This window comes from Streptomyces sp. NPDC056373 (assembly GCF_042262425.1).
Classification (GTDB): Bacteria; Actinomycetota; Actinomycetes; order Streptomycetales; family Streptomycetaceae; genus Streptomyces.
Window position 1 is genome coordinate 155,797 of the sequence record NZ_JBHJPX010000013.1, and the last position, 17,897, is coordinate 173,693.

The 17,897-nt window shown below is 72.3% G+C and carries 14 protein-coding genes; 6 read left to right on the plus strand and 8 right to left on the minus strand.

Annotated features, from left to right (window positions below):
• Positions 1-7: 7 nt before the first annotated feature.
• Entirely contained in the window at positions 8-1,012 is a 1,005-nt protein-coding gene (locus ACFCXS_RS27390) for an NAD-dependent epimerase/dehydratase family protein (RefSeq protein WP_376645992.1), read from the minus strand.
• 124 nt (positions 1,013-1,136) lie between these two features.
• Here ACFCXS_RS27390 and ACFCXS_RS27395 point away from each other — a divergent pair, with 124 nt between their 5' ends.
• On the plus strand, positions 1,137-1,868 hold the full coding sequence (locus ACFCXS_RS27395) for a flavodoxin family protein (protein WP_376645993.1): 732 nt from the start codon (positions 1,137-1,139) through the stop codon (positions 1,866-1,868).
• A 123-nt stretch (positions 1,869-1,991) separates the two neighbouring features.
• Complete coding sequence (locus tag ACFCXS_RS27400) at positions 1,992-3,071, plus strand: DUF1996 domain-containing protein (protein WP_376645994.1); 1,080 nt, start codon at positions 1,992-1,994, stop codon at positions 3,069-3,071.
• 30 nt (positions 3,072-3,101) lie between these two features.
• Here the strand turns inward: ACFCXS_RS27400 and ACFCXS_RS27405 are convergent, their stop codons facing one another.
• Complete coding sequence (locus ACFCXS_RS27405; protein WP_376645995.1) at positions 3,102-3,671, minus strand: isochorismatase family cysteine hydrolase; 570 nt, start codon at positions 3,669-3,671, stop codon at positions 3,102-3,104.
• A 396-nt stretch (positions 3,672-4,067) separates the two neighbouring features.
• Here ACFCXS_RS27405 and ACFCXS_RS27410 point away from each other — a divergent pair, with 396 nt between their 5' ends.
• Positions 4,068-5,183, plus strand: coding sequence for a winged helix DNA-binding domain-containing protein (locus ACFCXS_RS27410; RefSeq protein ID WP_376645996.1), 1,116 nt, complete (start codon positions 4,068-4,070; stop codon positions 5,181-5,183).
• 24 nt (positions 5,184-5,207) lie between these two features.
• On the opposite strand, the gene ACFCXS_RS27415 is transcribed toward ACFCXS_RS27410, so the two are convergent.
• From ACFCXS_RS27415 to ACFCXS_RS27430, 4 genes are all read right to left on the minus strand, one after another.
• The gene (locus ACFCXS_RS27415; RefSeq protein WP_376646088.1) at positions 5,208-5,855 is read right to left on the minus strand and encodes a LysE family translocator; all 648 of its coding nucleotides are present in this window, start codon (positions 5,853-5,855) and stop codon (positions 5,208-5,210) included.
• Between the two features lie 139 nt (positions 5,856-5,994).
• Positions 5,995-6,786 (minus strand): trypsin-like serine protease, encoded by a 792-nt coding sequence (locus ACFCXS_RS27420; RefSeq protein WP_376645997.1) that lies wholly within the window; start codon positions 6,784-6,786, stop codon positions 5,995-5,997.
• A gap of 202 nt (positions 6,787-6,988) precedes the next feature.
• Positions 6,989-9,838 carry an AAA family ATPase gene (locus ACFCXS_RS27425; RefSeq protein WP_376645998.1) on the minus strand — a complete coding sequence of 950 codons (2,850 nt, stop codon included), beginning with the start codon at positions 9,836-9,838 and terminating at the stop codon, positions 6,989-6,991.
• A 203-nt stretch (positions 9,839-10,041) separates the two neighbouring features.
• Positions 10,042-10,851: a response regulator transcription factor gene (locus tag ACFCXS_RS27430; RefSeq protein ID WP_376645999.1), complete on the minus strand. Its 810-nt coding sequence runs from the start codon at positions 10,849-10,851 to the stop codon at positions 10,042-10,044.
• 126 nt (positions 10,852-10,977) lie between these two features.
• On the opposite strand from ACFCXS_RS27430, the gene ACFCXS_RS27435 reads away from it, so the two are divergent.
• Together ACFCXS_RS27435 and ACFCXS_RS27440 are read left to right on the plus strand one after the other, a co-directional pair.
• Entirely contained in the window at positions 10,978-12,657 is a 1,680-nt protein-coding gene (locus tag ACFCXS_RS27435; RefSeq protein ID WP_376646000.1) for an AMP-binding protein, read from the plus strand.
• A complete protein-coding gene (locus tag ACFCXS_RS27440) occupies positions 12,654-14,240 on the plus strand; it encodes an AMP-binding protein (protein ID WP_376646001.1) in 1,587 nt (528 codons plus the stop codon). Before ACFCXS_RS27435 ends, ACFCXS_RS27440 begins: the two co-directional genes overlap by 4 nt.
• Positions 14,241-14,278: 38 nt before the next feature.
• Here ACFCXS_RS27440 and ACFCXS_RS27445 read toward each other — a convergent pair whose 3' ends face one another.
• Entirely contained in the window at positions 14,279-14,794 is a 516-nt protein-coding gene (locus ACFCXS_RS27445; RefSeq protein ID WP_376646002.1) for a GNAT family N-acetyltransferase, read from the minus strand.
• A 45-nt stretch (positions 14,795-14,839) separates the two neighbouring features.
• Entirely contained in the window at positions 14,840-15,889 is a 1,050-nt protein-coding gene (locus tag ACFCXS_RS27450; RefSeq protein WP_376646003.1) for a hypothetical protein, read from the minus strand.
• A 209-nt stretch (positions 15,890-16,098) separates the two neighbouring features.
• Here ACFCXS_RS27450 and gcl point away from each other — a divergent pair, with 209 nt between their 5' ends.
• Positions 16,099-17,883 carry a glyoxylate carboligase gene (gene gcl, locus ACFCXS_RS27455; RefSeq protein ID WP_376646004.1) on the plus strand — a complete coding sequence of 595 codons (1,785 nt, stop codon included), beginning with the start codon at positions 16,099-16,101 and terminating at the stop codon, positions 17,881-17,883.
• The last annotated feature ends 14 nt before the right edge of the window (positions 17,884-17,897 follow it).

Consider the following 17,897-nt stretch of genomic DNA (forward strand, 5'->3'; position numbering starts at 1 on the left):
CGCGGGTCTATCCCTCGCGCATCCCTGCCCGGGCGAACTCCCGCATGCCCTCCTCGAAGCCGGTCTCCGGCTTCCAGCCCAGCTCCGCACGCAGCCGGGACGAGTCGGCGGTGATGTGCCGGACGTCCCCGAGCCGGTACTCACCCGTGACGACCGGCTCGGGCCCGCCGTACGCGGCGGCCAGGGCCCGGGCCATCTCGCCCACGGTGTGCGGGTCTCCGCTGCCGGTGTTGTAGGCGGTGAGCGTGCCGGGGACCGCGGTGTCCGCCTCCAGCGCCACGGCGTTCGCCGCCGCCACGTCCCGCACGTGCACGAAGTCCCTGCGCTGCCGCCCGTCCTCGAAGACCCGGGGGGCCTCGCCCCTCGCGAGCGCGGAGCGGAAGAACGAAGCGACACCGGCGTAGGGGGTGTCCCGGGGCATGCCCGGCCCGTACACGTTGTGGTAGCGCAGCGACACCGCGGAACCGCCCGTGCAGCGGGCCCAGGCGGCGGCCAGATGCTCCTGGGCGAGCTTGGTCGTCGCGTACACGTTGCGCGGATCGGCCGCGGCGTCCTCGCGGACCAGCCCGGGGGAGAGGTCCTGCCCGCACTCCGGGCAGGCGGGCTCGTACCGGCCCGCCTCCAGGGCGGCGACGGCCCGCGGTCCGGGCCTGACCACCCCGTGCCGGGCGCACACGTACCGCCCCTCCCCGTACACGACCATCGACCCGGCGAGCACGAGGGTGCGTACTCCCGCCTCCGCCATGACCGCGAGCAGCACGGCCGTTCCCAGGTCGTTGTCCGAGACGTAGTCCGCCGCGTCGGCGACCCCGTCGCCGAGCCCGACCTTCGCGGCCTGGTGGCACACGGCGTCCACACCGGCCAGGGCGCGGCCCACCGCCGCGGGGTCCCGCACGTCGGCCGCGGGATCCTCCCGCACGTCGAACACGATCGCCTCGTGCCCCCGCTCCCGCAGGGCGGCGACCACATGGGACCCGATGAACCCGGCACCGCCGGTGACCAGTACGCGCATACGGGCACGCTAGGTGCTCACCGCCGCCGCCCCGCCCCAGCAGGGCCGTACGTCATGACTCCGTAAGACGTGCGCGGTGCGCCGAAGCCCGGCAAAAGGGACTTCTTGCGAGACCCTGGCCCCCATGACAGCACCCTCCGCATCCGATGCGGCCCACCGCTTCGACGACCTGACCGCCCTCTACATCAACTGCACCCTCAAGCCGTCCCCGCAGCGCAGCCACACCCAGGGTCTGATCGACAAGAGCCGGTCGATCATGGACGGCGCGGGGGTGACCACGGAACTGATCCGCGCCGTCGACCACGACATCGCAACGGGCGTCCACCCGGACATGACCGAGCACGGCTTCGCCTCGGACGTCTGGCCGGCGCTGTTCGAGAAGGTCATGGCGGCGGACATCCTGGTCCTGGCCGGGCCGATCTGGCTGGGTGACAACAGCTCCGTCACCAAGCAGGTCGTCGAGCGCCTCTACGCCTGCTCCTCACTGCTCAACTCCCAAGGGCAGTACGCCTACTACGGTCGTGTCGGGGGGTGCCTCATCACCGGCAACGAGGACGGCATCAAGCACTGCGCGATGAACGTCCTCTACAGCCTCCAGCACCTCGGCTACACGATCCCGCCCCAGGCGGACGCCGGCTGGATCGGCGCGGCCGGCCCCGGACCGTCGTACCTGGACCCGGACTCGGGCGGCCCGGAGAACGACTTCACCAACCGCAACACCAGTTTCATGACCTGGAACCTGATGCACGTCGGGGCCCTGCTGAAGCGCGCCGGAGGGGTTCCCGCCCACGGCAACCAGCGGTCGCAGTGGGACGCCGGCTGCCGCCCGGGCGCGGACAACCCCGAGCACCGCTGACCGGCGGGGCCGGCCCGGTCGCGCCAGTTCTTACGCGATGGTGACGCCACTCGGAACCGGTCGACCGCCCTCCGTCCCAGCCGTCACGGTGGTCACACCTGACACAGGAACGGAAAGGTCACCATGAACCAGGGACACCGGCGCAACCGCACACGCCGCAACGCGATCATCCTGGCCGCCGGGCTGGCAGCGGGCGGTGTCGGACTCGCGTTGGTCAATGTGCAGGCCAACGCGACCGACGCCCCGCGCGCCACCACCCGCTCCGCCGCACCCCTGTCCGGGCAAGGGGTGAAGCCGTCGCCGGCCGCCGGCAACGGGCCGGTGCGCGCGGACTTCGTGGACATCACCAAGGCCGCCCGCAACGTCCCCGCCCCGCCCCGCGGCAACCGCAACGCCTCCAAGGGCGCCTTCAAGACCCGCTGCGGTGTCAACGCGGAGGGGCGGCACAACTCCGACAACGTGATCGTCGCTCCCGGCGTGGGCAACGGCGCCCACCACACCCACGACTACGTCGGCGCCGTCGGTGTCGACGCCTTGACCACCGACGACAGCCTCGCCGCGGCCCGCACCACCTGCACCGACGGCGACCGGTCGACCTACTACTGGCCGGTGCTGCGCGACCGGCGCGGAGTCGAGAAGGCGGACGCGGGCTCACCCGGCGGTGGAGCCGAGGGCAACGTCGGCAAGATCCTCACCCCCACGTCCGCGAGCCTCACCTTCGTCGGCAGCCCCACCACCAAGGTGGTCGCCATGCCGCGCTTCCTGCGCATCATCACCGGTGACGCGAAGGCCAACGCCAACGGAGGAGCCAACGCCAACGCGGCCTGGTCCTGCACCGGCTTCGAGAACCGCGTCCAGCTCAAGGACAAGTACCCGATCTGCCCGGCGGGCAGCGAGCTGGTCCGCACCGAGCGTTTCCAGAGCTGCTGGGACGGCCGGAACACCGACAGCGCCGACCACCGCGGCCACGTCGCCTTCGCCGACGCCCGGGGGAGGTGCCCGGCCGGCTTCAAGGCGGTCCCGCAGCTCGTCCAGCGCCTGACCTACCGTGGTCTGGCGGGCAGCCGGGCCTTCGCCGTGGACAGCTTCCCCGAGTCACTGCACAAGCCCATCACCGACCACGGCGACTTCATCAACGCGATGCCCGAACGACTGATGAAACGGGCCGTCGGCTGCATCAACTCCGGCCGCCGCTGCGGCTGAGTCCGACGCGACCGCCACGTCACACGTGCCTCAGGCCTCACGGGGCGGGAACTCGGTCTCCTTCGCCGTGGTGATCCGGGCGCCCATGTTGCGCTCCATCATCTCCAGGGCCGCGGAGGCCAGGTGGGGATGGATGGAGGCGACCGCGTCCCTCGGGACCGTCACCTCCAGGTGACGGATGTGCGCGTCCAGCGCGGAGTACAGGACGCACTGCTCGGTGACCTGGCCGGTCAGTACCACGTGTCCGACGTCCAGGCTCCACAGCAGGTAGGACAGGGGCGTCTCGAAGAAGACCGAGTGGCGGGCCTTCATCACGAACAACGACCGGTCGTCGGGCCGGACGGGCTCGATCAGGTGGGCGTTGGGCTGGGAGAGGGCCGCGTCCAGCAGCTCACCGTGGTGCGAACGCCACAGGCCGAAGTTGTCGTTCACGTAGATCACGGGAACGTCCGCCTCGCGGGCCCGGCCCAGCAGCTCCGTCAGGACGGGCACGACCGGCTCCACGGACGGCACGAGGAGCTCGGCGTCCTCGTGGTCGTAGGTGTTGATCATGTCGATCACGATCAGAGCCGGCCGTGCCGGGTCCGTGCCACGTTCCATGCCCTCCACCGTCCGTGCGGTGCTGTCACTCATGGGATCCGGCGGGTTCTGGTCGGGGTGGAAGTCGAAGCATCGGATCTCCCGGGTGGAGCGTGTGGTGCGGGTTCAGGGAACGCACTGCTGAGTACCCGGTGACGCGGCGGGCGTAACGACCCGCCCGGGCGTCGTCGGTCCGTGATGACGGTGTCGCGGTGGATCCAGCCGGGGTCGTGGGCAGCCTCGTGCAGGAAGTCGGCGACGTCCGCGCGGCGCCGGATCGCCCTTCATCGGCAGCCGCCCGCCGACGAGGTGGCGGCCCCGCGACCCACGCGGACGGGCCCACGCGGACGGGCCTGTCCGGACGGACCCGTCGGTCGCGGCCAGAAGCTGTCCGCAAGTCCCGCTACCGTGCCTCACATGGCGAACACCAAGCGGAGCGTCACCGGCACGGCACCCCTGCTCGACACGCGTGCCCTCAACCGCGCGACCCTCGACCGGCAGTTGCTCCTGCGCCCCGCCCGGCTCTCCGTCGCGGCCGCCGTCGAGCACCTGCTCGGGCTCCAGGCGCAGAACGTCAAACCGCCGTACTACGCGCTCGCCGCCCGCCTCGACGGATTCGCCCCCGAGGCGTTGTCCCGGCTGATGGCCGACCGCGAGGCCGTCCGGATCGTCACGATGCGCTCCACGATCCACACCCACACCGCGGACGACTGCCTCACCCTGCGCCCGCTGGTGCAACCCGCCCGCGACCGGGAGCTCGTCACCTTCCGCAAAGGACTGGCCGGGGTCGACCTGGACCGGCTGGCCGGAATCGCCCGCGACCTCGTCGAATCCGGCCCCCGCACCATGGGGCAGCTGCGCGAGGCCCTGCTCGAGGAGTGGCCCGACGCCGATCCGCAGGCCCTGGCCGTCGCCGCCCGCTGCCGCCTCCCGCTGGTGCAGGTGACCCCACGCGGTCTGTGGGGGCGCAGCGGCCAGGTCAGTCTCACCACCGCCGAACACTGGCTCGGCCGGCCCGCACAGCCGGCCCCGACGCCCGACGCGGTCGTCCTGCGCTATCTCGCCGCCTTCGGCCCCGCCTCCGTGAAGGACATGCAGGCCTGGGCCGGCATGACACGCCTGCGCGACGCCTTCGAACGCCTCCGCCCGCGGCTGGTGACCTTCCGGGACGACAGCGGCGTCGAACTCTTCGACCTCCCAAAAGCGCCCCGCCCCGATCCGGACACCCCGGCACCGCCGCGCTTCCTCCCGGAGTTCGACAACCTGCTGCTCTCGCACGCCGACCGCAGCCGTGTGATCCCACCCGAGCACCGGGGCCGCTCGTGGAAGGGCAACATGGCCTACTGCACGCTCCTCGTCGACGGCTTCCTCGCGGGGCTGTGGCGGCTGGAGGAGGACGTGCTGACGATCGAGCCCTTCGAACGCCTCACCCGGGGGCAACGGGACGAGGTCACCGCCGAGGCCGAGCGCATGCTGCGCGTCATGCACCCGCAGTCGTCGTACGACATCCGGTTCGGCGCGGTGCGGAAGTGACCCGGCGGCGCTTCAGTGGGCCGTTCAGTCCGCCCGGCCCGTCACCGCCACCGTGAGACCGAGGCCGATCATCGCGCACCCGCCCGCCCCGCCGATCAGCGACAGGCGGCGGTCGGAGCGCGCGAACCAGGTGCGGGCGGCCGACGCGGTGAGGCCCCATACCGTGTCCGTGACCAGGCCGATCGAGATCGGCACCAGGCCCAGCAGCAGCATCTGCACCGGGACGTGGCCTGCCGTGTTATCCACGAACTGGGGGAGGACGGCGGCGAAGAAGACGATGCCCTTGGGGTTGGTGACACCGACGAGGACGCCGTCCAGGAGCGTCCGCAGATCGCCCCGGGCCGGTCCCGTCGGCCGGGCCGTGATCTGTGACGCCTTGAGCTCCTTGCGGTGGCGGTACGCCTGGACGCCCAGGAAGACGAGATAGGCGGCGCCCGCCAGCTTCACCGTCAGGTACACCGTCACCGACTGCTCGACCAGCGAACCCACACCGAACGCGACCGCGACCACGAGCAGGTAGGAACCGAGGACGTTGCCGAGGGCGGTCGCCACGGCGGTGCGGCGGCCGTGCGCGAGGGCCCGGCCGATGACGAACAGCACGCTGGGCCCTGGAATGACGATGACCAGCAGCGACATCACGGCGAAGGCCAGGACACGGTCGGCGGAGACCACGGGCATCACTCCCATCGTCGCCCATTCAAGCACCTGAGTCCGTCCCGGGACATGGATAGGGGGCGTTGCGGGCCGCTCGTGGAGGCCCGCAACGCCCCCCGGTCAATCACCTGAGGGATACTCAGGAGCTAGTCGCCGGTCACGAGTTGACCTGCGTCGTGACCAGGTTGGAGAAGGTGGTCAGCCGGGTGTAGACACCCGGGTAACCGGCCTGGGCACAGCCTTCGCCCCAGGAAGTGATGCCTGCCAGGACGCCCCCGATGAGCAGGGGGCCGCCGCTGTCGCCCTGGCAGGTGTCCACGCCGCCGGAGGTGTATCCGGCGCACACCATGTCGCTCTTCACGTAGTCGGAGCCGTAGGAGCTCCCACAGCTGGAGTCGGACACGGTCGGTACGGTCGCGGTGCGCAGCTGGTTGGAGGAGCTGCCGTTCGAGGCGGTGGTGCCCCAGCCGAGGATGCGGGCGGTGGTGCCGGCCGCGTACACCGAGGTCTGGGAGGCGGAGACGTATTTCGCCGTGGTGTACGGCATCGACGTCGACAGCGTCAGCACGGCGACGTCGTCACCGTTGGTGGCGTCGGTGTAGCTCGGGTGGATCCATATCTTGCTGACTCTGCTGACCGTGCCGTTGGTGCCGTTGAGATAGGTGCGGCCACCGACGACGCGCACGCTGCTCGTGGTCTCACCGACCATGCAGTGCGCGGCGGTGACGACCTTCGTGGGCGAGACCAGCGTGCCGCCGCAGAACTGGTTCTGCGAAGCGTCCGTGATCTGCATGACGAACGGGTACGCGGACGTCGTGGTCGTGGTGCCCCCGACGATCGGCTGGGGCGCGGCGACGGCCGTGGGGGCGGCGAGCAGCGCGGTCGTGGCGGCGGCGGCGGTCGCCGCGACGACGGCGGCGGCCTTCCTGGCAGCATTGAGCCCGAACATGGGTCTCCTTGGGGAGTTGCCGGTGGGGGGTCGCGCGGGTGGTGAGGACGGGGACCCTGACACCTTTGTTCGGATCTCCGTGTGCCCGGCGAGCGGCACGCCCCAAAGCTAGAGCCAGGACGAGGGAGCTCCCAATGAGGGAACCCCCTAAGGGAGTTGGGCAGGGATAACCCTCGGTGCGGCGCCGTAAACCCAGGTGGGGTCAGGTCGTCCGGCGGCCTGCCGCCAGCCGGACGATGTCCACCCGGGAGCGGATGCCGAGCTTGCGGTAGACCCGGGTGAGGGTCGCCTCGACCGTCTTGACGCTGATGAACAGGCGGGCCGCGATCTCCCGGTTGGTCGCGCCCTCCATCACCAGGGAGGCGACCTGACGCTCCATCGCGGCGAGCCCCTCCAGCGCGTCCAGGGCCACGGGCGGGGCGGCGGCCGGTTCCACCGCCGTGGGGCCGGCCGTGGCGGCGGCGTCGACCTGCCGCAGCCAGGGCAGCGCGCGGCAGCGCCGGAACAGCCGCGCCGCCTCGTCGTACGACACCAGCCCCGGCAGAGGCCTGGCGCCGGCGCGGGGGGAGGCGGCGGCCTGGGCGCGCAGGCGAGCCAGGGCGAAGGCGGCCCGGGCCTCCTCCAGCCCGTACCCGAGCCGGCCGAGCCGGTCCTGCACGGACGTCAACCGGACGACGGCGGCCTCGTGTTCGCCGCGTGCCGCCCGCACCAGGGCCTCGGCCCGGTCCAGGACCGCCAGCACGCTCTGCCGGCCCAGCCGCAGCGCGTGCGCCCGGGTGGTGTCGATGACGTCCTGGGCCTCGCCCGGCTCCCCGATGCGCACCAGGGCCTCGGCGAGGTCACCGTGCCAGCGCCCGCGCCCGGGGTCGTTGATGCCGAGCCCCTGCTCCAGCTCCCGCACCCGGCGCAGCGAACGGACGGTGGCGGCCGGGTCGCCGGCCACCAACTGCGCGTAGCCCAGCGCCGCCAGCGCCCGCGACAGGTACATCTGGTCGCCGTCGACCTCGGCGTGGTCGGCCGCCTCGCGGGCCAGGGCCAGGGCCCGGTCGACGTCCCCGGCCGAGGCCTCCGCGAGGGAGGCCAGCATGGCCGAGGCACCCTCGCCGATCCCGGAGTCCCGGGCCAGCCGCAGGCTCTCGCGGGCCAGGTCCAGAGCCCGGCCGCAGTGCCCGGAGCGCAGTTCCGTGTCGGCGAGGAAGCGCAGGAAGTGCACCTCGCTCTCGACCATGCCGCGCCGGCGCACCTCGCGCAGCAGCGCGGTGATGGTCGCCCGCGCCTCGGGCAGCTGGTCGCTCATGATCAGCCAGCGGAAGCGGGCCGACCCGGCGCCGTTGTGGTGGCAGGCCACGTACGGGTCCTGGGGTTCCTTCAGGGCCCGTTTGACGGTCATGGGGGCGTCCGGGTGGCCCATCAGGGTCTCGGTGGAGGCCTGGAAGGACAGCGACATCAGCTCGGTGCGCCGGTCCCCGCCCCGGGCGGCCAGCTCCGCCGCGTGCGCGGCCTCCTGGCGGGCCTCGGCGAAGTCGCCCTCGACGACCAGGCCGCGCCAGGCCAGCTGGTAGTGGACCTGGGCGAGCAGGCACGGGTCGTCGCCCGCGTCGGCCAGGACCTGCGGGAAGACGGCGTCGACGTCGCCGAGGGCCTGCCCGGCGGCCTCGATGACCACCATCCAGGCCCGGACCCGCTCGGCGGGCACGGTGGCGCGCGTCAGGACGTCGCGGGCGATGTCCCGGGCGAGATCGGCCTCGCCGGCGGTGATCGCGTCCTCGGCGGCCAGCAGACGCCGCTCGTCGGGGCCGGGGGCGCTGTCCGCCGGGGTGTGGCGGGCGGACAGCAGCCCGAGCGAGGCGGCCACCGAGGGAGCCCCGCGGTCCCGGGCCAGCGCACCGGCCTCGGCGAGCCGGGCCGCGACGTCCGGGTCGGTGCCGGTGGTCGCCAGGGCCAGGTGCCGGGCCCGCTCGATGGGGTCGGAGGCAGCCGTGGACAGCGCGGCGTGCACGGCGCGCCGCTCCTGCGCCGGGGCCTCCGCGTAGAGGGCGGCCGAGATCAGGGGGTGCGCGAACCGCAGGGCCGGCGCCTCGGGGTCCGTGGCCAGCAGGCCCAGGGCCGCGGCCTGGGCCGTCTCGGCCTCGGCGTGCTCCCGCCCGGCCGCGTGCAGCAGCGCCAGCGTGGGACGGGCACCGGCGCTGGCGACGAGCAGGGTGCGGCGCGCCTCGTCGGACAGCATCTCCAGCCGGCTCAGCACCAGGGCCCGCAGCGAGGTGGGCACGGGCAGCGGCTCGCCCGGCCGGGGCCGGGCCGGGCTCTCGGCCAGCGCCCGGCCCAGCTCCAGCGCGAAGAGCGGATTTCCGCCGCTGGTGCGGTGGATGTCGCGGATCGTGGAGCGGGACAGGGGCGTGTAGCCGCGGTGGTCGAGCAGCGCCGAGACCTGCGCGCGGGTCAGCGGCCCCAGCCGGACGGCGAGCGTGTCGGGCGGGGACGCGGGCAGGTGCCGGTCGTACTCCTGGCCCTCGGTCCGCACCGCGCACAGCATCTGCACGGGCGTGTCACCCAGCCGGCGGGCCGCGAAACCGAGCAGTTCCGCACTGGCGGCGTCCAGCCACTGGAGGTCGTCGGCGACCACCAGCACCGGGCCCTTCGCCGCGAGGACGCGCAGCGCCGACAGCACCGCCAGGCGCAGCGCGAGTCCGTCCCGCTGGAGCGTGGACTCGCCGCGGCCGGTGAGCGCCGACTCCAGGGCGGTGCGCTGGGCGCCGGGCAGCGCACCGGACACGTCGTCCAGGACCAGTCCGAACAGGTCGGCCAGGGCCAGGAAGGGCAGGTGGGATTCCGACTCGGTCGCCGAGCACCGCAACACCGTCCGGTCCGCACCGCCGTAATCCGCGGCCAGCGCCCGCAGCACCGTCGACTTTCCAATTCCGGCGGGGCCGTGGAGCAGCACACTGCCCCCTCGGCCGAGCTGCTCACGTGCCGCGGTGAACAGATCCTCCCGGCCGATGACCAGGTCGGGGCGGCTCCTGGGAGGCTCCTGGAAGTCCCGTCGTACGGTCACCGCTCCCCTCCCTGTGTCGTGTCCTGGCCAATATTAGGCAACGGTTCTTTGAATTTCGGAGGGACGACCTCGTGAGGGAAATAACAACACGTGACGGCGGGAGAATTCTCCGGACTCCCGAATGCCCCGGAAGGCGGGGCCCGCGCCCTCGCGGGGCCCCTCGGCGAAGCGCTCGTGCGGGCATCGGATGAAGTACCACAAACCTATGGCAACCACCCCGCCCGGCGTGCGGCGACCACGGCCTCGCCGCGGGTGCGGGCCCGCAGCTTCCGCATGGCCGACCGCAGATACCCCTTGACGGTCTCCGGCGTCACGCCCAGCCGCTCCGCGGCGACCGCGTTCGTCGCCCCCGCCGCCACACACGCCAGCACGTCCACCTCGCGCGGTGCGAGCCCCACCCGCGCCGGCCCGGCGGAATCGGCCGTCAGCAGCGCACACACCTCGTGCACCTCCGCACGCAGCTGAGGGTCCGCGATCCGTGGCGCCAGCGCCCGCAGAGCCGTGTGCGCCTCCCGCACCCGCTCCCACCCCGGGCCCGCTCCGGCCCCGGCGGCGAGCGTGCGGACCTCGTCCCGGACGGCCAGGGCCCGCTCCAGGTCCCGCGCCGCCCACAGGGCCGCGTCCAGCATCCGCCCGCCCAGCGGCAGGGACGTGCGCAGCGCCCCGTACAGCACCCCGCGCACCCGGTGCCGCACCACCACCGGTACCGCCAGCACCGAGCGCAGCCCCTCCGCTGCCACCGGGGCGTCGTACTCGTGGCTGATCTGCCGCGACGCCGAGTAGTCCGTCACCACGCACGGCCGGGCCAGCGCCACCGTCTTGCCGCCGAGACCGGTGCCGGACGTCACCACCAGCGAGCGCAGGGCGTACGTCGCCGTGCCGCTCAGTTCGCTGATGCGCATCTGCTGCCCGGCCTCCAGCAGGCCGCCGAAGGCGACGGGAAGGCCGGTGCCCCGCCGCAGACGCAGCAGCGCGTTGCGTATCTCGACCGCGTCGGACGCGTCCGTCGTCACCTGATCCGCCCCTTCGTCACGGCTCCTGTGCGGGCGCACCCCCCGTTCGGGGGTAGTGAGACCTGCATCACGGATTACACGATGGCTCAGAGCCGCCCGGCAATGGTCCGGCACCCAGGAGGACAGATGACATCGGCGACGGAGCTGTTCCGCGACGCGCGGGATTTCCTGCTCGAACACCGCGAGGACTACCCGACCGCCTACGAGGGCTTCCGCTGGCCACGCCCCCAGTACTTCAACTGGGCGCTCGACTGGTTCGACGTGATCGCCGACGGCAACGACCGCACCGCCCTGCACCTCGTCGAGGAGGACGGCGGCGAGACCCGGCTGTCCTTCGCGGAGATGGCGGTACGGTCGGACCGGTTCGCCACCTGGCTGCGCGAGCGGGGCGTGCGCGCCGAGGACCGGATCCTCGTCATGCTCGGCAACCAGGCCGAACTGTGGATCACCGCCCTCGCCGCGATGAAACTGCGCGCGGTGGTCATTCCGGCCACCCCGCTGCTCGGCCCCGCCGACCTGCGCGACCGAGTCGAACGCGGCCGGGTCCGGCACGTCATCGCACGCCCCGAGGACACCGGGAAGTTCTCCGAGGTCCCCGGCGACTACACCCGCATCGCCGCGGGCGCCGCCGGCGCGGTGCCGCAGGGCTGGCTGCCGCTGGACGACGCCCACGGCGCCTCCGCCGGCTTCACCCCCGACGGCCCGACCCGGGCCGACGACCCGCTGATGCTCTACTTCACCTCGGGCACCACGGCCCGGCCCAAACTCGTCGAGCACACCCACACGTCGTACCCGATCGGCCATCTGTCGACCATGTACTGGATCGGCCTGAAACCCGGCGACGTGCACCTGAACATCTCCTCACCCGGCTGGGCCAAGCACGCCTGGTCCAATCTCTTCGCCCCGTGGAACGCCGAGGCGACGGTCTTCCTGCACAACTACACGCGTTTCGACGCCGTCCGTCTCATGACCGAGATGGACCGGGCCGGCGTCACCACCTTCTGCGCCCCGCCGACCGTGTGGCGCATGCTCATCCAGGCCGACCTGACGCAGCTGCGCACCCCGCCCCGCGAGGTCGTCGCGGCGGGCGAGCCGCTCAACCCGGAGGTCATCGAGCAGGTCCGCCGCGCCTGGAACATCACCATCCGGGACGGTTTCGGCCAGACCGAGACGGCCGTCCAGGTCGCCAACAGCCCCGGCCAGCCGCTCAAGACCGGCTCGATGGGCCGGCCGAGCCCCGGTTACCGCGTCGAACTCCTCGACCCCGTGTCCGGCGCTCCGGGCGCGGCGGAGGGCGAGATCGCGCTCGACCTGTCCCACCGCCCCGTAGGCCTGATGACCGGCTACCACGGCGACGCGGACCGGACGGCCGAGGCGATGGCCGGCGGCTACTACCGCACGGGAGACGTCGCCTCCAGGGACGACGAGGGATATCTGACCTACATCGGCCGGAGCGACGACGTTTTCAAGGCCTCCGACTACAAGATCAGCCCGTTCGAGCTGGAGAGCGCGCTGCTGGAACACGAGGCGGTGGCCGAGGCGGCGGTCGTCCCCGCCCCGGACGAGCTGCGACTGGCCGTCCCCAAGGCGTACGTCGTGCTGGCAGAGGGCTGGCAGCCCGGTCCCGACACCGCCAAGGTGCTGTTCGAGCACTCCCGCGAGGTGCTGGCCCCCTACAAGCGCATCCGCCGCCTGGAGTTCGCCGACCTGCCCAAGACCGTCTCCGGCAAGATCCGCCGGATCGAGCTGCGTGAGGCCACGGCGGCAGGCTCGGACGCCGAGTACCGCGAGGAGGACTTCCGGTGAGTTCCTACAGCCACGGCACCAGTGGGACGGCGCTGCTCGGCGACACCATCGGGGCCGACCTGGACCGCGCCGTCGCCCTGTGGCCGGACCGCGAGGCACTGGTCGACGTGCCGTCGGGGCGGCGCTGGACGTACGCCGAGTTCGGCGCGGCGGTCGGCGAACTGGCCTCGGCCCTGCACGCCTCCGGCGTCGCCAAGGGCGACCGGGTGGGCATCTGGGCGGTCAACTGCCCCGAGTGGGTGCTCGTCCAGTACGCCACCGCCCGCATCGGCGCGATCATGGTGAACATCAACCCGGCGTACCGCACCCACGAGGTGGAGTACGTCCTGAGGCAGGCGGGCGTGTCCCTGCTGTTCGCCTCCCTGAGCCACAAGGCGAGCGACTACCGGTCGATGGTCGAGCAGGTCCGCGGCGCGCTGCCGGAGTTGCGCGAGGTGGTCCATTTCGGCGACCCGGGCTGGGACGCGCTGCTCGCCCGGGCGACGGCCGACGCGGTGTACGCGGAACTCTCCTGTGACGACCCGATCAACATCCAGTACACGTCGGGCACGACGGGCTTCCCCAAGGGCGCGACCCTCTCCCACCACAACATCCTCAACAACGGCTATTTCGTGGGGGAGTCGCTCGCGTACACCGAGCAGGACCGGATCTGCATCCCGGTGCCCTTCTACCACTGCTTCGGCATGGTCATGGGCAATCTCGCCGCCACCTCGCACGGCGCCTGCATGGTCATTCCCGCCCCGTCCTTCGACCCGAAGGCGACCCTGGACGCTGTCCAGCGGGAACGCTGCACGTCCCTCTACGGCGTCCCGACCATGTTCATCGCGGAGCTGAACCTCCCCGACTTCGCGTCCTACGACCTCTCCTCACTGCGCACCGGCATCATGGCGGGCTCGCCCTGCCCGGTGGAGGTGATGAAGCGGGTGGTCGCCGAGATGCACATGGCGGAGGTCTCCATCTGCTACGGCATGACCGAGACGTCTCCGGTGTCCCTGCAGACCCGCAGGGACGACGACCTGGAGCACCGCACCGGCACGGTCGGCCGGGTCCTGCCGCACATCGAGGTCAAGGTCGTCGACCCGGCGACGGGAGTCACCCGGCCCCGCGGCACGGCGGGCGAGTTGTGCACCCGCGGCTACAGCGTGATGCTCGGCTACTGGAACGAGCCGGAGAAGACCGCCGAGTCCGTCGACGCCGGCCGCTGGATGCACACCGGCGACCTCGCCGTGATGCGCGAGGACGGTTACGTCGAGATCGTCGGCCGCATCAAGGACATGATCATCCGGGGCGGGGAGAACATCTACCCCCGCGAGATCGAGGAGTTCCTCTACGGGCATGCCAAGATCCAGGACGTCCAGGTCGTCGGCGTCCCGCACGAGCGCTACGGCGAGGAGGTCCTGGCCTGCGTCATCGCGCGCGACCCGGACGACCCGCCGACACTGGAGGAGATCCGCGCCTTCTGCGAGGGGCGGTTGGCGCACTACAAGGTCCCGGCCCGGGTGCGGCTCCTCGACTCCTTCCCGATGACGGTGTCCGGGAAGGTCCGCAAGGTGGAGCTGCGGGAGAGGTTCGCGGACGGCTGAGGGGAGCGGACGGCTGAGGGGCGGCGCGGCCGCGCCGGTCACAGCGGTGCGCGCATGCACACCCGCGGCCAGAGATCGAGGCCGTGCGCCGCCTCCGCCGCGCGGATCGCGCGCAGGCCCGGCGTGAGGGCCGCCTCGGGCAGGAGCCGGAAACCGAGGTGGGCGTAGTACGGGGCGTTCCACGGGACGTCCGTGAAGGTGGTCAGCGTCAGGGCCGTCAGGCCCTCCTCGCGGGCGCGGTCGGCGGCGTGGGCCAGCAGGGCGCGGCCCACGCCCCGGCGTGCGGCGCGCGGGTGGACCGAGACCTGCTCGATGTGCAGGGCACCGTCCACGGGTTCGGCGAGGAGGTAGGCGGCCGGCAGGTCCGCCTCGTCCCCCTCGTCCACCGCGACCCAGCAGCGGCCTGTCCGGCGGTAGCGCTCCAGTTCGTCGAGCGCGGGCGGTTCGTCGTCCGCGATCTCCGGCATGCCGAGGGTGCGGAAGGGCTCTGCGGCGGCCCGTTCGATGTCCTGGAGGGCCGGCAGTTCAGCTCGGGTGGCGAGGCGGATACGCATGCGGTGAGTATGTGGGGGCCGTGGAGCCCGGGGCAGGGTCTTCCGCTATCCGGCGCCGGTGGCGGCCAGCGTCTCGGCCGGGCCGTTCACCGGCCTCGGGGTGCCGGTGAGGTCGAGGACGAACAGGGCGACGCCCAGGGCGTCGGCGCGGGCCCGGGCGTCGTCGGCGTATCCGGCGAGGGAGAAGTAGAGGCAGTCCGCGGACTCCGTCATGGCGGTCAGCCACAGGCATTCGACGTCCCTGAGAGTCGCGGGGCGTACGGCGGGGTCGACCTGTGCGACGACACCGCGGGCGGCGAGACCGATGCCGGAGGGCGGGCGCTGGTCCGCCCTGCGGACGCCCCGGTAGCCGAGCCAGCGCAGATACAGGGCGGTGGCCGTGACGGCGTCGCGCGCGGTGCGGATCGTGACGGAGAGGAAGGGGGGCCGGGCGGGACGCGCCTCGGCGGCGACGGCCGCGGCATCTCGCGGACCGGGGGCCGTCTCGTGCGTCCCGGGCGTGCCGTGCCGGTCGGCCGAGCCCTTCCGGCCGGGCCGGCCGGGCTGGTGGGCCGCGTCCTGCCGGTTGCCCCGGTCGGCTGCCGTGCCGTCGGCTGTGCCGTTCTGGTCGGTCTTCGGCTCCGTGCCGTCGGCTGTGCCGTCCTGGTCGGTCTTCGGCTCCGGGGCGGCTGCCGTGCCGTCCTGGTCGGTCTTCGGCTCCGTGCCGTCGGCTGTGCCGTCCTGGTCGGTCTTCGGCTCCGGGGCGGCAGCCGTGCCGTCCTGGTCGGTCTCCGGGTCCCGGTGCGCTGCCGCTCCGCTCCCGTCACCCGCTGCGGCCGGCGCCGTCGAACCCCGTTCCGCCACCACCGCCACCCTCAGCACCACCCCGCACGAACACCCCACCTCCGGGCGCGGCCACTCGCCGCGCCGCCCGCAGGAGCCGCACCGCACCGTCACCCAGTCCTCCTGCCAGACCCGGTGCGCGACGGGTGTCGCCGTACCGTCCCGGTCCAGCCGCGGGGCGACCGGCGCACCGCAGGCGCAGGGGTACGCCGGTGCCGTGTAGCGGTGCTCGCGGCGGCAGGCCGGGCAGCGCACCGCGACGGTCTCGGCCATGGCCACTCCAGAACCGTGTCGTATCGGGACAGCGTGCCCATCGTGCTCCCTCGGGCCCCGCCCTGTCCGGCGCTTTCCGTCTCTTGACGCCCTTCGGCCACCCCGCATACATTCATTCCAGATAGTAGAAAATAGTTTCCATAATACGGAAGAGCTCACCGCGGGGCGCGACGGGAGTGCGAATCCGACAGCCGAAGCAGGAGTACTCGATGGCTCGAATGACCGCTGCCCGCGCGGCAGTTGAGATCCTCAAGCGCGAGGGCGTCGCCGACGCGTTCGGTGTCCCCGGCGCGGCGATCAACCCGTTCTACGCGGCGCTCAAAGCCTCGGGCGGCATCGCCCACACCCTCGCCCGGCACGTCGAGGGCGCCTCGCACATGGCCGAGGGCTACACCCGCACCCACCCCGGCAACATCGGCGTCTGCATCGGGACTTCGGGCCCGGCCGGCACCGACATGATCACGGGGCTGTACTCCGCGACCGGCGACTCCATCCCGATCCTGTGCATCACGGGCCAGGCCCCGACCGCCGTGATCCACAAGGAGGACTTCCAGGCCGTCGACATCGCCTCCATCGCCAAGCCGGTCACCAAGATGGCCGTCACCGTCCTGGAGGCCGCCCAGGTCCCGGGCGTCTTCCAGCAGGCCTTCCACCTGATGCGCTCCGGCCGCCCCGGCCCGGTCCTCATCGACCTGCCGATCGACGTGCAGCTGACGGAGATCGAGTTCGACCCGGAGACCTACGAGCCGCTCCCGGTCTACAAGCCCGCCGCGTCCCGCGCCCAGATCGAGAAGGCGATCGGGATGCTGAACGCGTCCGAGCGGCCGCTGATCGTCGCGGGCGGCGGCGTCATCAACGCGGATGCCGCCGAACTCCTCGTCGAGTTCGCCGAACTGACGGGCACTCCGGTCGTCCCGACCCTGATGGGCTGGGGCCTGCTGCCCGACGACCACGAGCTGAACGCCGGCATGGTCGGCCTTCAGACCTCGCACCGCTACGGCAACGCGACCTTCCTGGAGTCCGACTTCGTCCTCGGCATCGGCAACCGCTGGGCCAACCGACACACCGGCAAGCTCGATGTCTACACGGCCGGGCGGACGTTCGTGCACGTCGACATCGAGCCCACCCAGATCGGCAGGATCTTCGCCCCGGACTACGGCATCGCCTCCGACGCCAAGGCCGCCCTGGAGCTGTTCGTCGAGGTCGCCCGCGAACTGAAGGCGGCCGGCGGGCTGCCCGACCGTTCCGAATGGGCCGAGGCAGCCCAGGAGCGCAAGGCGACCCTCCAGCGCCGTACGCACTTCGACGACATCCCGATCAAGCCGCAGCGCGTCTACGAGGAGATGAACAAGGCCTTCGGCCCGGAGACCCGGTACGTCTCCACCATCGGCCTCTCGCAGATCGCCGGCGCGCAGATGCTGCATGTCTACCGGCCCCGGCACTGGATCAACTGCGGCCAGGCCGGTCCGCTCGGCTGGACCATCCCGGCCGCACTGGGCGTGGCCAAGGCCGATCCGGAGGCGTCGGTCGTCGCCCTCTCCGGCGACTACGACTTCCAGTTCATGCTGGAGGAACTGGCCGTCGGCGCGCAGCACCGCATCCCGTACGTCCACGTCCTGGTGAACAACTCCTACCTGGGCCTGATCCGCCAGGCGCAGCGGGCGTTCGAGATCGACTTCCAGGTCAACCTGGAGTTCGAGAACCTCAACTCGCCGGAGCTCGGCGTCTACGGCGTCGACCACGTGAAGGTCGCCGAGGGCCTCGGCTGCAAGGCGATCCGCGTCACCGACCCCGCCGAGCTGGGCGACGCCTTCGAGCAGGCCAGGAAGCTGGCCGCGGAGCACCGGGTGCCGGTCGTCGTCGAGGCGATCCTGGAGCGCGTCACCAACATCTCCATGTCGACCACCAACGACATCGGCAACGTCGTGGAGTTCGAGGAGGTCGCCACGGAGCCGGGCCATGCCCCGACGTCGATCAAACCGCTGAAGGTCTGAGACCCGCGCGGCAC